Below are 14,800 nucleotides of genomic sequence, written 5' to 3'. Positions count from 1 at the left end.
GGGAGAATGAAGATGAGCGATACACAGACGGTGGACCTGTTCATCATCGGCGGCGGCATCAATGGCGCGGGCATCGCGCGGGATGCGGCAGGCCGCGGATTGTCGGTCATCCTGTGCGAGAAGGACGATCTGGCGCAGGGCACCTCCTCGCGATCAGGCAAGCTGGTCCATGGCGGGCTTCGCTATCTTGAATATTATGAATTCAGGCTGGTGCGCGAAGCGCTGATTGAGCGCGAAGTGCTGCTCAATTCCGCAAGCCATATCATCTGGCCAATGCGTTTCGTGCTGCCGCACAGTCCCAACGATCGTCCGGCCTGGCTCGTGAGGTTCGGGCTCTTTCTTTACGACCACCTTGGCGGGCGCAAGAAGCTGCCGGCGACCCGCACGCTCGACCTGAGGCGTGACCCAGAAGGCGCGCCGATCAAGGACCAGTATACCAGGGGTTTCGAGTATTCCGACTGCTGGGTGGACGATGCGCGGCTGGTGGTGCTGAACGCAATGGATGCTTCAGAGCGCGGAGCCGAGATTTTGACGCGCACGACCTGCACCTCGGCTCGACGCCAAGGTGGGCTATGGCGGGTGCAGATGACGGATACGCGCAGCGGTGCGAAACGCGTGGTCATGGCAAGGGCGCTGGTGAACGCGGGCGGGCCCTGGGTCAATGACATCATCGGGCGGGTAGCCGGCACGAACTCGACGCGCAACGTTCGACTGGTCAAGGGCAGCCACATCATCACGCCGAAGTTCTGGGACGGACCGCAGGCCTATCTGGTGCAGAACCACGACAAGCGGGTGATCTTCATCAACCCCTATGAGGGCGACAAGGCTTTGATCGGCACGACCGACATTCCCTATGAAGGCGCCCCGGAGGCCGTATCGATCGCTGAAGCCGAGATCGAATATCTGCTGGCAGCGGTCAACCGCTACTTCAAGCAGGCGCTGCGGCGCGAGGACGTCGTCCAGACATTCTCAGGCGTGCGGCCGCTTTATGACGATGGCAAGGGCAACCCTTCGGCCGTAACGCGTGACTATGTCTTCGACCTCGACACCTCGGGTGGGGCACCGCTGTTGAACGTGTTTGGCGGCAAGATCACCACCTTCCGAAAGCTAGCCGAGCACGCAATGCAGCGATTGCAGACGACTTTCCCGAAGATGGGTGCGGACTGGACGGCAAGGGGCATCCTGCCCGGCGGCGAGATCGAGGGCGCCGACGTGGTGCGCTTTCTCGACAAATTGCGGCGGGATTATCCTTGGTTGCCACGGGACCTCGCCGGTTACTACGCGCGCGTCTATGGCGCTCGGACGGCAAAGGTGATCGCAGGGGCGGGGTCGCTTGCCGGCCTCGGGCAGTGCTTCGGCCCGAATTTCTGCGAGGCGGAAGTTCGCTATCTGATGGCTGAGGAGTGGGCCGAGACGGCCGAGGATATCCTGACGCGGCGCACCAAGCATGGACTGCATATGAGCGCCGAGGAGAAAGCTGCTTTTGGCACGTGGCTCAACGGGCAAATGGCGCGTTCGGCTTGAACTGGCGACATTCCCGGCGTGTTTCGATCTTTAACAGGAGGTCCCCATGGGGCTGACGCTATCGCTCAATACCAATCCGCTCGTCAACCGCTTTGCCGAACCCGGCGACCTGATCGACACTGTCGCGCACAAGCTCAAAATTCGTGATCTTCAGCTGACACATGAGTTCATCAACCCCTCTTGGCCGGGGGCCGTGACCCGGAGACTGACGCGGGAGATGATGGCGGCAATGACGCGCACGGGCGTGCGGGTGACGTCAGGCATGACCGGCCCCTATGGGCGGCTCAATCATTTCGGCCATCCCGATGCGGACGTGCGGCGCTACTATATCGACTGGTTCAAGACCTTTGTTGATATCACCGCGGATCTGGGTGGCACCTCAGTCGGCACGCAGTTCGCCATTTTCACCTATCGCGACTATGACGATCGGGACCTGAGGGAAGAGCTGATCCAGATCGCAATCGACTGCTGGAGCGAGGTAGCGGAGCACGCGAAGGTGGCCGGCCTCGGTTATGTGTTCTGGGAACCGATGTCGGTAGGGCGCGAGTTTGGCGAGACGATTGCTGCCTGCCTCGCCCTGCAGGATAGGCTGTCGGCGGCGAACATGGCGGTGCCGATGTGGATGATGGCGGACATCGACCATGGCGACGTCACCAGCGCGAACCCCGACGACTACGATCCCTATGCCTGGGCCAGGGCAGTGCCGCGCGTCTCGCCGATCATCCATATCAAGCAGTCGTTGATGGACAAAGGCGGTCATCGCCCTTTCACGACGGAGTTCAATGCCAAGGGGCGCATCCAGCCCGAGCCGTTGCTTGCCGCATTTCGTGAAGGCGGCGCGCGTGACAACGAGATCTGCCTTGAACTGTCCTTCAAGGAGCGCGAGCCGAACGACCGGCAGGTGATCGAACAGATCGCCGAGTCGGTGGCCTTCTGGGCCCCTCATATCGATAGCGGGATCGCCGATCTCAACCTCTAACGACGCGACGTTGCAGTTGATTATTCGCCAACTCTGCGCGCAAAGGGAACAGACGCAATGAAAGACGTGCCTTTCTGGATCGGAACCAGCTGGAAGATGAACAAGACGCTGGCTGAGGCGCGTGCCTTCGCCACCGGTCTCATCGCCGCTAATGGAGACGTCGATCCTCGCATTCAGCGTTTCGTGATCCCTCCCTTCACGGCGATCCGCGAAGTAAAGGCTATGCTTGCAGGTTGCTCGGTGAAGGTCGGCGCACAGAACATGCACTGGGCCGACGACGGCGCCTGGACGGGCGAGATCTCACCGCTGATGCTGGCGGACTGCGGAATTGACATGGTCGAGCTTGGACATTCCGAGCGGCGCGAGCACTTCGGCGAGACGAATGCGACCGTGGGACTGAAGGTCGAGGCGGCGGTGCGGCATGGCCTGACGCCGCTGATCTGCATCGGGGAAACGCTGGCGGACCGCGACAGCGGGAAGGCCGACGACGTGCTGGCGGCCGAGGTCGGGGGCGCTTTGCAGACATTATCGCCGGCACAGCGGGAAGCGCCGATCCTGCTTGCCTACGAGCCAGTCTGGGCGATCGGCGAGCACGGCATTCCGGCCAAGGCCGACTATGCCGACGCGCGCCAGGAAAGGATCATCGCCGTTGCGAAAAGCGTGCTGGGTCGCCGGATCCCCTGTCTCTATGGGGGATCGGTCAATCCGGGCAATTGCGCGCAGCTTGCCTCATGCCCGCATGTCGACGGGCTTTTCATCGGGCGCTCGGCCTGGAACGTCCAGGGCTACCTCGACATTCTTGCCCGGGTCGGCGCCGTCATCTGATCGAACGAACACAAGCACTGCATTCAAAAATGGAGAACGAACATGAAACTTGCAATTGCCGGGGACAGTGCCGGAGCGGGCCTTGCCCATCAGCTTGCCGAACACCTGAAGGACCGCTATCAGGTCGCCGAAGTCTCCAAGTCGGCTGACGGCTCGGATGAATTCTACGCCAACCTCTCGGACCGCGTCGCCTCGGCTGTGCTCAAGGGCGAATATGACCGGGCGATCCTCGTCTGCGGCACCGGCATCGGCGTCAGCATTTCGGCCAACAAGGTGCCTGGAATTAGGGCGGCGCTCTGCCACGACACCTATTCTGCCGAGCGGGCAGCCTTGTCCAACAATGCGCAGATCATCACGATGGGGGCACGCGTGATCGGCGTCGAAGTCGCAAAAACCATCGCGGATGCCTATCTGGCGCAGACCTTCGACGAGGCGGGACGCAGCGCCTCGAACGTCGCTGCGATCAACGAAGTCGATGCAAAATATCACGGCTGAGCGCGACTGCTGAAAGGTGGAATGAAGCCTGCCCAACTGGGAAAGCCGGCGACCGATATTGTTCCAGCGTCGCCGGCACTGCCCTTTATTGCAGCCAAAACCCTCTTAAACGTTATTTGCTACCGAAGCCGGGCGCCTGCGTGAGCTCATCTCACGGTTCAACCTTGGCAGGGATAAAGATGCGGGCAGGACATCGACCGCCGCAGCGCCTTGCAGGACTGCTCCTTTGAGGGTCGCGCCCGTCCAGGCTGCTCACGACCACAGGCCGGTGGTTTCTCCTGCCCGCAAGATGGCCGCCGACGTTGCCCGAGCCTATGGCACACCGCAGCTTCGGCGAAGGAAAGCTGGGAAGAGTTTTAAACCAAGCGGCTGATCTGCATGGGCGGGGGCGAAGCCAGGCATCGGCCCAACCTTTGAAAAGCCCTACAACAGCATCGAGGCGCCGCGGTCGAGATAGGTATCGAGGAACTGCTCGAGCCGTGGATTTCGAGGCTTGCGGAACACATCCTTGGGTGCTCCGGTAAAGAGCACCTTGCCGTGATCAAGAAAGGTCATCTGTTGGCCGACCGTGGCGGCAAAGCCGATTTCGTGCGACACGACGACCATTGTCATGCCTTCGGCCGCAAGTTCGCGCATGACGTTTAGAACCTCCCCCGTCAGCTCGGGATCAAGCGAGGACGTCGGTTCGTCAAACAGCATGATCTTCGGCTTCAGGGCGAGGGCGCGAGCGATCGCCACGCGCTGCTGTTGCCCGCCGGACAATTGCGAAGGGTAGTGCCCGGCGCGGCTCTCCAGGCCGACCTTGACGAGTTGAGCCATGGCCCGCTCCTCGGCGTCGCGACGGCTCATCTTATGGACGGTCTTCAGCGCCTCGCTGACATTGCCGAGCGCCGTCATGTGCGGCCATAGATTGAATTGCTGGAAGACCATGCCGATCCGCCCGCGGATTGCACGGTTTGTCGCTGCCGGCAGGCGCTCGCGTACACCTTGGGCATTCTCGGTGAAACCAAGCACTTCGCCGTCTATAGTGATCGTGCCGCGCGTCGCCTCCTCGAGAAAGGCCATGCAGCGCAGCAGCGTGCTTTTGCCGGAGCCGGATGGGCCGATCAGGCAGGAAACCTGGCCCTCCGGGATATCGAGATCGATGCCATGCAGCACCGTACTGTCCCCAAACTTCTTGACCAGATTCTTGACTGCGATTGCCGGGATGTTCATGCGTTGAAAAACCTGAATCTGGTGAGTTTCGTTTCGGCAAGATGACCGAGCCAGCCCGTGGCCTCGACAAGGACCCAATAAAACAGAGCGAGCACGAACAGCGCCTCCACGAAGGCATATTGCTGCGATCCGATGGCGCTGAGTGTTGTCGTCAATTCGGGCACGGTGATGATGGAAAGCACTGCCGTTTCCTTCATCAGAATGATCGTCATGTTCAGCGAGGGCGGCAGGACGAGCATCGTCATCTCAGGCAACAAGATTCGGCGCACAATCTGCCACTGGTTCAGCCCCACGCATTCGCCGGCCTCGATATGCCCCTTCGGCACAGCGTCGAAACCGGCGCGAAAAATCTCGCTGTAATAGGCAGCGCCATAGATCGAAATGCCCAGCAACCCGGCCGGCAACGGGTCGAGCGAGAGGCCGATAAAAGGACCTCCATAGTAGACAAGGAATATCTGGATGAGAAACGGCGTGCCGCGCAGCACGGCAACGACCAGGCCGAATGCCTTGTCGACAAGCATGCCGCCATAGCGCCTGGCGACGGCGATGAGGAACCCGACAATTGCCGCGGCGATTGTGCCGAAGATCCAGATCATGATCGTCACGCCGGCGCCGCTGACGATCGCCGGCCATTGAGCAGTGATGACGCTGAGATCGAAGGTCATCGCGGCACTCCGGGCAGAGAGCGCTCGATCAGGCCTCCGGCAAGCGCCACGGCCCAATTGATCACAAGGTATATGAGCCCGGCGGAAGCAAAAATCTGCAGCGGCAGGAAAGTGCTGCCGGCAAGATCTTGCGCCATGCGGGTCAACTCGACGATGCCGACAACCGAGACCAGGGACGACGCCTTCAAGATCAGGATGGCTTCGTTGACGAGCGCTGGAAAGGTGAGGCGCAGCGCAATCGGAGCCTTGATGCGGCGGAAGATCTGGCCTGGCGTCAGCCCGACCATCTCTGCGCATTCGACAAGCCCGCTCGGCACGCTCGCAAAACCGCCACGTAGATTTTCCGCCTGATAGGCAGCCGTGGACAGCGACAGTCCGATGATGGCTGCCACGATGCTTGGAACGTTGATGCCGATGACGGGGAGGAGATTATAGATGAGAAGCAACTGCACGAGCAAAGGCACGCCGCGAAAGAAACTGATGAAAATCTGGGCGGGCAATACGAAAAGTCTTTGGCGCGACAGCAGCATTCCCGAAACAAACATCGCGATCACGAAACCGATGAGGATTGAGACGACGCTGATTGTCACGGTGTAGATCGACGCTTGCAAAAGCAGTTCGAAGAGTTTGACAGACATTTTCGGATTTCGCCCGCCTGTTGGCCAGGGACCTTGCTGCGTCTCGATCGACGCCTCCGGAGTGATCGGAGGCGTCGTCGGTCAAACAGTCGTGGTCGATCAGAATGCCGGGTCCTTGACCGCGTCCGGTGTGTCGAAGGTGGCGCCGAACCACTTCTTTTGCAGCGCAGCCATGCGGCCGTCGGCCTTTATCTTGAGCAGGGCGGCGTCGATGGCATCCATCAGCGGCGCATGGTCGGCATCCTTAAGGCCGATGAAGCCGAAATAGGATTTCTTGCCGAAGGGTGGCAGAACAACCTCGAAGGTCCCCTTGCGCTGAGTGGCGACGAAGGCAATGTTCGGAAGCGAGTTGGCAACGCCGTCGAGGCGGCCCGCGGCAAGGTCGGCGTAGGTTTCGGTGAAGGCCGGATATTCGTGGATGTCGACCTTGGTCGGTAGCGTGTCGGAGAATTCCTTCAGCTGGTCGAGCTGCGATGTGGCCTTGCCAACGCCGATCTTCTTGCCGGCGATATCTTCCGGCTTATTGATCGTCTTGTCGCCGGCCTTCTTCAGAACAGCGATTGTCGCCTCGGCGATTGGCGGCGTGAAGCGGTAGCGCTCCATGCGCTTCTTGGTGATTGTCGCAGGACCGGCAACGACGTCGAACTTGCCGGCCTCGAGAGCCGGGAAGACGCCATCCCAGGGAAGAGCAACCCATTCGATCTTGACGCCGAGCTCCTTGCCGATTTCGGCAAACAGATCGACGTTCAGTCCGGCATGCTCACCGGCGTCGATAAAATCGAAAGGCGCAAAAGCCGTTTCGGTGCCGACTTTCAAAGTGCCGGCCGCCTTGACTGCCGCAAGCGTGTCGGCTGCATGGGCAGACAGTGTCGCACCAAAAAGCAATGCTGCGCCGACAAGGCCCTTGAGCAGGGAATTCGTCTTCATGATCTTCTCTCCAGTTTTTCACTCCCCTGGTGGAGGAGCTCGGTTCTCATACCTGTTCCCACGGAGCGGACTTCTATGATCCGCTTTTGACTATACAAATAGATATAGGCTGGCCTACAGTGTCAATGTAAAAAGCTGAACAGCAAAACATAAACAAGCAAAATTTGTGCCGGGTAACCGGGATCTCAGGTCCGGCGGTGCCAAGTCCATCATGTTGTTGCGCTGGATCGAGGGTCGGCCGTGGTGACAATTCATCAGAAGATTTTCAACGATATCGAGACCAGGATTGTCAGCGGTGAATGGCAACCCGGTCACCGCATCCCCATAGAACAGGTGTTGGTCGCCGAATATCGTTGCTCGCGCATGACGGTCAGCAAGGCGTTGTCGGCGCTGGTGGAGCGCGGGATGATCGTCAGACGTCGCAAGACCGGCTCGTTCGTCGCGTCGCCTCAGATCGACAGAACCGTGATGGACATCCAGGACATCAGCACCGAAGCCGAGCTTGCCGGCCACCGGCACGACTACAGGATCCTGTCGCGCAAAATCGAAAGGCTCGAACCGCCCGAGGCGAAGAAACTGGCCGAGCCGGCGGGCGCTGAAATCCTCAGGCTTCAATGTCTTCACGCTGTCGATGGGACGCCGAATGCCATCGAGCGGCGCATCATCATGCTCGACGTCGTGCCGCTGGCAAGAGACGAGGATTTTGCGTTGACGCCGCCTGGAAAATGGCTACTTGCCCAGGTTCCCTGGTCGAGGGCGAGGCATGTCATTCGCGCCGTAGCCGCAGACGCGTCCACTGCCCGCCTGCTGCATACCGAACGTGGCGAGGCCTGCCTCAGTCTCATCCGCCAGACATGGCAAAACGGTCGGACGGTGACCTATGTCGAGATTACTCATCCCGGCGATCGATTTCAGTTCGCAGGCGATTTTCAGCCGGCGGCGAGATGAAATTCGGGTGTGTCACCTCAGCCGTTCGCCAAGCAGCGAGATGGATGCCGTTTCGGCGTTCGCAAAGGCAAGCCGCAGAAATTGCTCCTGCCCCTTGCCGAAATAGCTGCCGGGGATTGACACGACGCCCGCCTGCTTCGCCAACCTTTCTGCCACCGAGGAAGACGACAGATCGCTAAAGGGATGACGTATGAAGGCGAAATAGGCGCCGAGTGCGCCGATTTCCCAGCCCGGCAGGTCGGCCATCACTCTTCTTAGCGCTTGGGCGCGACGCCCAATTTCCTGACGGTTGCCGGCCCGCCAATCGGCAAGCAGGGGAATGGCCGCAGCCACTGCGACCTGCGCCGAGCGCGGGGCGCATATCTGCATATTGTCCATGATCTTGGCGATTTCTTCGATGAGACGCGGCCCTGCGGTAATCGCACCCAGCCTGTGGCCTGGGATGCAGAAGGACTTCGAGAAGCTGTAGAGTAGGACCAGCGTCTCCTCCCAACCCGGCTCGGACAAAAGGCCATGCGGCCGTCCGTAATCCTCCGGCAGAAAATCGCGGTAAGTTTCGTCGAGGATCAGCCAGGCATTGTGATGTCGGCAGAGCGCGAAAAGCTCGTGCAACAGGGCGGCTGGATAAATCGCACCAGTTGGATTGTTGGGCGTGACGATCGCGATAGCCTTTGCGCCGGCGGCAAGCGCCCGTTCGGCTGATGCCAGATCAGGTAGGAAGCCATGGGCGGCGTCGCATTGTACGAGGGTGCGCTTGATGCCGAGCATCGAAAGCGTCGTGTCGTGATTGAAGTAGAACGGATTGGTCAGAGCAATCGTGTCGCCAGCTCCGGCCAAGGCGATCGCCGCGCACATAAAGGCCTGGTTGCAGCCTGCCGTGATGTGTATATTGGCACTGTGAACGCTGGTCTCGTAAACCTCGTTCATGTGCAGCGCATAGGTGCTGCGGAGCACATCTTCTCCCTCGATGGGTCCATAGCCGGTCATCGCAGGCGAGGCGGCCGCCTCACCCAAAAGCTTCAGCATGGCCGGATGGGCAGGATAGCCCGGTACGGCTTGCGAAAGGTCGATGAGCGGACCACGGTCGCCTTTGTAGTCCCGACTCCAGGCATGCACGGAGGGGATGGGCGGCGGCGAAAGATGGGTGACGAGAGAATTCGGCTTTGCTGACATGTCAACCTCTTTCGCCCATTGCCGGAAAGATGGCAATTGCATTCTTGGCTGCTTTATCGAGTAATAGCACCGGCTAATCAAAAGGCGGATCGTTGCAATGAGTTGGGATAAGACAAGACTAGAGGCGCTGCGTACAAAATTCAGTGATACCCAGGGCGGCGAGATATTCGATGAAGCATTCCGCAAGGTAGGAGACAAGATCTTCTCGAAAACCGGGACGCGGCTGGCGCCCTATTCCGGTGTCCCGACTTTTCTCAGTGCACCCCATCTGCCGGTTTCTGCGGAAGATCCCGATTTCGGCAATCTGCAGGTGGCGATCCTTGGCATTCCTATGGATCTCGGCGTGACCAACCGGCCCGGCTCCCGCTTCGGACCGAGGGCTCTGCGCGCCATAGAGCGGATCGGTCCCTATAACCATGTGCTTGCAACTGCGCCGGTTTTCGACCTTCGTGTCGCGGATATCGGCGACGTGCCGTTCCAAAGCCGTTATCGGCTTGAGCTTTGCCACCAGGACATCGAAAAGCGCATCAACCAGATCGTCGACGCCGGTGTCGTGCCCCTGTCCGTCGGCGGAGACCACTCGATCAGCCATCCGATCCTCAAGGCTGTCGGCAAGAGAGCGCCCGTCGGCATGATCCATATCGATGCGCATTGCGATACCAGCGGCGCTTTCGACCAGACGAAATTTCATCATGCCGGCCCCTTCCGCAACGCCGTGCTCGACGGGGTACTCGACCCAACCCGGACGGTGCAGATCGGCATTCGCGGCTCTGCGGAATATCTATGGGAATTCTCGTTCGAATCGGGAATGACGGTGATCCATGCGGAAGACGTCACCGGCCTTGGCATTCCGGCGATCATCGCCAAGGCAAGGGAGATCGTCGGCGACGGGCCGACCTACCTTTCATTCGACATCGACAGCCTCGATCCGAGCTTTGCGCCTGGAACCGGCACGCCAGAGATCGGCGGGCTGACAACCCGTGAGGTGCTTGAGTTGATCCGCGGCCTGAAGGGGGTCAATTTCGTTGGCGGGGACGTCGTCGAGGTGGCGCCGCAATATGACGCGACGACGAACACGGCCCAGGCCGGCGCGCAGGTGCTCTTCGAAATTCTGAGCCTCATGGTGTTCAGCCCTTACATCGGCGCACGATAGTTCGCCTGGGTCTGCCGTTTCTGTGAGCTTGGCATCCATGCATTTAGAAAAACTAAATTTCAAAGCAGCTGGGGCAGGGTTGCGGCGCTCCAATCCCGTGGATATTTCTTGGGGTTGAGGTCATCCTTGTCGATCGTCATAAGCCGGTCGACAGAGATGGATGATGAAGAGGATGGAACCATGGCTCGGCAGGATCAGCTAAAACTCGGCAGTTTCGTCTACACATTTGGTTTTCATCCGGCGTCCTGGCTGCATCCCGCCAGCGACGTTGCCGGCGCCAATGATTTCAGCCACCTGCTCAATCTGGCCAAGCTTTCGGAAGCGGCGAAGTTCGATTTCCTATTCATGCCGGATTCGCCGGCTGCCGCCGTCGGCGACCCAAGCGCGCTTGCCCGTCAGCCGACGAAGATGAACCGGTTCGAGCCGTTGTCGCTTCTCTCGGCGCTCGCTGTCTCGACCGAGAATCTCGGTCTGGTTGCCACTGCCTCCACCAGCTACTACGAGCCCTATAATATCGCTCGCATATTTGCCTCCATCGATCATTTGAGCGGCGGACGGGTCTGCTGGAACGTCGTCACGTCAGACCACAACGAAACCGGCTACAACTTCAACCGCGACGGTCTTGATCCGCACGCGCTGCGCTATGAACGCGGAACGGAATTCGTCGACGTCGTCTTCGGACTTTGGGACAGCTTTGAAGCCGATGCGCTGCTGCTCGATCGCGAAAACGGCATCTATCACGATCCGTCAAAGCTGCACACGCTCGATCACAAGGGCAAGCACTTCCAGGTGCGCGGGCCGCTGAACATTGCGCGTTCCCCGCAAGGACGTCCGGTGATTGCCCAGGCCGGCGGTTCCGAGCCCGGGATGGATCTGGCCGCGCGCACGGCCGAGGTGGTATTCAGCCTTGCCTCCAATATCGAGCGCAACCGTGCATTCTATCAGAACGTCAAGAGCCGCATGCCGGCCTATGGCCGCGATCCGAACGACCTGAAGATCATGCCGGGGGTCGTCATCAATGTCGGTGCGACCGAGGCGGAAGCCCGGGCAAAGGTCGATTTCCTGATCGATAATCTGCATCCCGATGTCGGCCGCCTGATGCTGTCGGAATTCATCGAGGTCGATCTCGCTGGAGTGCCGCTAGACGCGCCGTTCCCGATGGATCGGCTCCCCGAGGCGCCAAGGGGCTCGCGTGCGCTTTTCGACGAGCTCGTCGATTTCGTCAAGAGCGGCCGCACCATGGGCGAGCTCATTCGTCACTACGCCGAGAAGCACACCGGCAACGGTATCACCGGCTCGCCGACGCAGATCGCTGATTTCATGGAGGAATGGTTCGAAACGCGTGCAGCCGATGGCTTCATCCTGATGCTCCCGACCTTGCCCGCGAGCCTCAACGATTTCATAGAACTCGTGCTTCCGGAGCTGCGGCGGCGAGGCCTCTTTCGCGAAGAATACGAAGGCAGGACGCTGCGCGAAAATCTCGGCCTGTCGATGCCTGTCAACCGGTACACCGCGGCGCGCGCAGGGACCATTTGAGCGGCCTGCCGATCCACAACTGAAACGCCTTCTCCAATGGAGGGTCGGGTGATGACAGCTTCAACTCAATTTCCGCGAGCCGTTGGCCAGGGCCGGGACATCGTCGACGAGGCCTCGTTCAAGGCGTCGATGCGACATCTTGCCGGCGCCGTCAGCGTTGTTACGGTCGGCATTGGCGACGATCGAACCGGCTTCACCGCAACGTCGGTGTCTTCGCTGTCGGCCGAGGTGCCGTCGGTCATCGTCAGCCTCAACCGCAGTTCTTCTTCCTGGCCGGTGCTGCTGCGGCACGGCAGCTTCTGCGTCAATGTCCTCGCCCATGACCAGCAGCAGGTGGCCCATGCCTTTGCCGGCTACGGCGGCAGGGATGGCGTCCGTCGTTATGAGGACGCCGAATGGTCGGTGCTCGAAACCGGCGCACTCGCACTGCACGGGGCGTTGACCGCAATCGATTGCAAGCTGGACGAGGCGGTCCACATGCACTCCCACGCCATCTTGATAGGCCGGGTGAAGGCAATCACGCTGCGCGCCGACGTGGAACCTCTCCTTTACTGGAAGGGCGCTTTCCGGCTGCTTGCAGATGCTTCGACGGTGGGCTGATACCGGAACCGGTTGCAACGCCGAGCACATAGGTTTCGGTTGCGTTTGCTTTTAGTTTTCCTAAATTGATGAGAAGCGATAGGCGGCAAGGACATGCAGTGATCTCTCATTTAAAGGCGTTGCAGGCGTTCGAGGCAGTGGGAACGCACGGCAGCGTTACTGCCGCCGCGCAGGCTCTTGGGGTTTCGCCCGGTGCGATAAGCCAGCAGGTCCACAAGCTGGAAGCACAGCTCGGCGTTACGCTTTTGGAAAGAGCCGCCGGAAAGATGGAGCTTACGACATGGGGGCGCGTCTATCACGTCGAGATCAAGAAGGGTTTCGATCACCTTGCCAACGCACAGTACGTTCTCGGCCGCGCCCGCAACGAGAGCGGAATTACCCTCAGTTCGCTTACTTCCGTGGTGAACAAATGGATCGGGCGTGAGATTTTCGACTGGCAGGCCCTGTACCCAGATGCGATGATCCACCTTGTTGGAACAGAGCGTGAGCCAACTATGGGGCAAGACGATGTGGATTTCCGGATCTATTACGGACAGAAATCGCATCACCAATACTTCGTGGAGCTGTTCACCGACTGGGTTGTGCCCGCTTGCGCCCCGCACCTGATCGAGACAGACCCTCCGCGCGAGATCACCGATATTCTGGGTTTTCCCCTTCTGCACATCGTCTGGGATAGCGCTTTTTCACCGGCGCCGAGTTGGTCCGATTGGGCCCACAGTATTGGCGGCTCTAAGCCTCCAAAGGATAAGGGCCTGTCTTATACGCTGTCCAGCAGTGCCATCGATGCGGCGGTCGCCGGCCGCGGGTTCGTATTGGCACAACTGGCAATGATCGCAGACGAATTGAAGTCCGGCCGGTTGGTGATCCCTTTCGACCATCGCCTCAAGCTCTCGGATCCTTATTTTTTGGCGTGGAACAGAGTTTCCCTGCAGAAGCCATTCGGCCAGGAATTTAAACGGTGGATCATTTCCACCGGCAAGAGACAGGCCGCGATCTCGGCACCTGCGACGTGAGGCAGCAAATCTGGCGGAGTGCGAAGGCGTGAGGAATTGTCGGCCGGTCGCGCCGGGCGCTGTGTTACGGGGATCGTCGCGTTACCGGGTGCCGGCCTGTGTCCTCAGCTCCGCTATCCAAAGGCGTGCCGGCAGGCTCGGCATGAACAGATATTTGCCGCCCTTGAGAATGTTGGATGCCTGGATGCCAAAAATTCGCTCGCAGACCGGCTCTTTCGGGATTGTGAAGATGTCGCTCTGGTCGTGCAACCCGATAAGCTTCCGCCCGTTTGTTGACAGCGCGATAATATCTGACTAAAGTCAGATATTATGTCTTTAGATCCCATCTCTCGCATCCGCCGGTTTAATCGTGTCGTCACCTCCGAGGTTGGCGCCCTCGATACGTCCTTTCTTGGTCGCGGCCGCCCGCTCGGGGCCGCGCGGGTGCTCAACGCGATCGGCCAGGGACAGTCGGATGTCGCCTCGATCCGAGAATATCTTGGCCTTGACTCCGGCCTGATGAGCCGTCTGTTGCGCGGTCTGGAAGACGAGGGCCTAATTGAGACCGTATCCAATCGCCAAGACGCACGCCGTCGAATTGCCAGGCTGACCGAGGCCGGCCGCTCCGAATTCCAAGCCTATGAGGCACTCTCGAATGCTCAGGCGGAGACCTTTCTGGCCCGCCATTCGCGTCCAGAAGAACTTCTGCATGCAATGGATCTCGTTGCTTCCGTGCTCGGCCGCAGCCTGATTGTGGTTGAGGAGATGGACCCGAGGCACAACGATGCGAGGTTCTGCCTTAGTGAATATTACGCCGAGCTTGCCCGCCGCTTCGAGAACGGTTTCGAGGTATCGCTTTCCCGCGATCCGGACGCAGTCGACATGATCCGCCCGCGCGGCGCGTTCCTCGTTGCCATGTCGGACAGCCTGCCGATCGGTTGCGTTGGGCTGAAGGGTACCGGAAGCGAGGTTGCGGAAATCAAGAGACTTTGGGTCGCGCCCTCCGCTCGGGGGCTTGGGCTTGCACGGCGTCTGATGACGGCGGCGGAAGGCGTCGCCCGCTAGCTGTCCATAAATATCCTTCGTCTTGACACCAACAGCACGCTGGCAGAGGCGCAACGGCTCTACCG

Annotated in this window: 15 protein-coding genes and 1 pseudogene; 10 read left to right on the top strand and 6 right to left on the bottom strand. The window is 60.0% G+C overall.

Annotated elements, in window-relative coordinates:
* Positions 1–12 precede the first annotated feature (12 nt).
* From AB4Z52_RS31320 to derI, 4 genes are read left to right on the top strand one after another with little or no spacing between them, the layout of a single operon-like run.
* The gene (locus tag AB4Z52_RS31320) at positions 13–1,524 is read left to right on the top strand and encodes a glycerol-3-phosphate dehydrogenase (RefSeq protein ID WP_442221764.1); all 1,512 of its coding nucleotides are present in this window, start codon (positions 13–15) and stop codon (positions 1,522–1,524) included.
* 46 nt (positions 1,525–1,570) lie between these two features.
* Entirely contained in the window at positions 1,571–2,503 is a 933-nt protein-coding gene (locus tag AB4Z52_RS31315) for a sugar phosphate isomerase/epimerase family protein (RefSeq protein WP_442221763.1), read from the top strand.
* 57 nt (positions 2,504–2,560) lie between these two features.
* The gene (locus tag AB4Z52_RS31310) at positions 2,561–3,328 is read left to right on the top strand and encodes a triose-phosphate isomerase (protein WP_442221762.1); all 768 of its coding nucleotides are present in this window, start codon (positions 2,561–2,563) and stop codon (positions 3,326–3,328) included.
* Between the two features lie 42 nt (positions 3,329–3,370).
* Positions 3,371–3,823 carry a D-erythrulose-4-phosphate isomerase gene (derI, locus tag AB4Z52_RS31305; protein ID WP_442221761.1) on the top strand — a complete coding sequence of 151 codons (453 nt, stop codon included), beginning with the start codon at positions 3,371–3,373 and terminating at the stop codon, positions 3,821–3,823.
* A gap of 423 nt (positions 3,824–4,246) precedes the next feature.
* On the opposite strand, the gene AB4Z52_RS31300 is transcribed toward derI, so the two are convergent.
* The 4 genes from AB4Z52_RS31300 to AB4Z52_RS31285 all read right to left on the bottom strand — a co-directional run bounded on the left by AB4Z52_RS31300 (position 4,247) and on the right by AB4Z52_RS31285 (position 7,268).
* Positions 4,247–5,038: an amino acid ABC transporter ATP-binding protein gene (locus AB4Z52_RS31300; protein WP_442221760.1), complete on the bottom strand. Its 792-nt coding sequence runs from the start codon at positions 5,036–5,038 to the stop codon at positions 4,247–4,249.
* Positions 5,035–5,703, bottom strand: a complete 669-nt coding sequence (locus AB4Z52_RS31295; RefSeq protein WP_442221759.1) for an amino acid ABC transporter permease — start codon at positions 5,701–5,703, stop codon at positions 5,035–5,037. The genes AB4Z52_RS31300 and AB4Z52_RS31295 overlap by 4 nt, the downstream gene beginning before the upstream one ends.
* Positions 5,700–6,341, bottom strand: coding sequence for an amino acid ABC transporter permease (locus tag AB4Z52_RS31290; protein ID WP_442221758.1), 642 nt, complete (start codon positions 6,339–6,341; stop codon positions 5,700–5,702). The genes AB4Z52_RS31295 and AB4Z52_RS31290 overlap by 4 nt, the downstream gene beginning before the upstream one ends.
* A 99-nt stretch (positions 6,342–6,440) precedes the next feature.
* Positions 6,441–7,268, bottom strand: a complete 828-nt coding sequence (locus AB4Z52_RS31285; protein WP_442221757.1) for a transporter substrate-binding domain-containing protein — start codon at positions 7,266–7,268, stop codon at positions 6,441–6,443.
* A gap of 240 nt (positions 7,269–7,508) precedes the next feature.
* On the opposite strand from AB4Z52_RS31285, the gene AB4Z52_RS31280 reads away from it, so the two are divergent.
* Positions 7,509–8,216, top strand: a complete 708-nt coding sequence (locus tag AB4Z52_RS31280) for a UTRA domain-containing protein (protein ID WP_442221756.1) — start codon at positions 7,509–7,511, stop codon at positions 8,214–8,216.
* Between the two features lie 12 nt (positions 8,217–8,228).
* Here the strand turns inward: AB4Z52_RS31280 and AB4Z52_RS31275 are convergent, their stop codons facing one another.
* Positions 8,229–9,389 carry an aminotransferase gene (locus AB4Z52_RS31275; protein WP_442221755.1) on the bottom strand — a complete coding sequence of 387 codons (1,161 nt, stop codon included), beginning with the start codon at positions 9,387–9,389 and terminating at the stop codon, positions 8,229–8,231.
* 97 nt (positions 9,390–9,486) lie between these two features.
* On the opposite strand from AB4Z52_RS31275, the gene speB reads away from it, so the two are divergent.
* From speB to AB4Z52_RS31255, 4 genes are all read left to right on the top strand, one after another.
* Positions 9,487–10,542 carry an agmatinase gene (gene speB, locus AB4Z52_RS31270; protein WP_442221754.1) on the top strand — a complete coding sequence of 352 codons (1,056 nt, stop codon included), beginning with the start codon at positions 9,487–9,489 and terminating at the stop codon, positions 10,540–10,542.
* Positions 10,543–10,722: 180 nt separating this feature from the next.
* Positions 10,723–12,078 carry an LLM class flavin-dependent oxidoreductase gene (locus tag AB4Z52_RS31265; RefSeq protein WP_442221753.1) on the top strand — a complete coding sequence of 452 codons (1,356 nt, stop codon included), beginning with the start codon at positions 10,723–10,725 and terminating at the stop codon, positions 12,076–12,078.
* Between the two features lie 51 nt (positions 12,079–12,129).
* Positions 12,130–12,678 (top strand): flavin reductase family protein, encoded by a 549-nt coding sequence (locus AB4Z52_RS31260; RefSeq protein WP_442221752.1) that lies wholly within the window; start codon positions 12,130–12,132, stop codon positions 12,676–12,678.
* Between the two features lie 98 nt (positions 12,679–12,776).
* Complete coding sequence (locus tag AB4Z52_RS31255) at positions 12,777–13,691, top strand: LysR family transcriptional regulator (protein ID WP_442221751.1); 915 nt, start codon at positions 12,777–12,779, stop codon at positions 13,689–13,691.
* Between the two features lie 81 nt (positions 13,692–13,772).
* Here AB4Z52_RS31255 and AB4Z52_RS31250 read toward each other — a convergent pair whose 3' ends face one another.
* Positions 13,773–13,940 carry a hypothetical protein gene (locus tag AB4Z52_RS31250; RefSeq protein ID WP_442221750.1) on the bottom strand — a complete coding sequence of 56 codons (168 nt, stop codon included), beginning with the start codon at positions 13,938–13,940 and terminating at the stop codon, positions 13,773–13,775.
* Positions 13,941–14,000: 60 nt separating this feature from the next.
* Between AB4Z52_RS31250 and AB4Z52_RS31245 the strand changes: the two are divergent.
* Positions 14,001–14,800: pseudogene (locus tag AB4Z52_RS31245) on the top strand (bifunctional helix-turn-helix transcriptional regulator/GNAT family N-acetyltransferase); the annotation flags it as partial.

The sequence above is a fragment of the Rhizobium sp. 2YAF20 genome (assembly GCF_052114685.1).
In the GTDB taxonomy this organism is placed as follows: Bacteria; Pseudomonadota; Alphaproteobacteria; order Rhizobiales; family Rhizobiaceae; genus Rhizobium.
The sequence above is the reverse complement of the archived record's forward strand: the minus strand, read 5'-3'. Positions and strand labels throughout refer to the sequence as shown.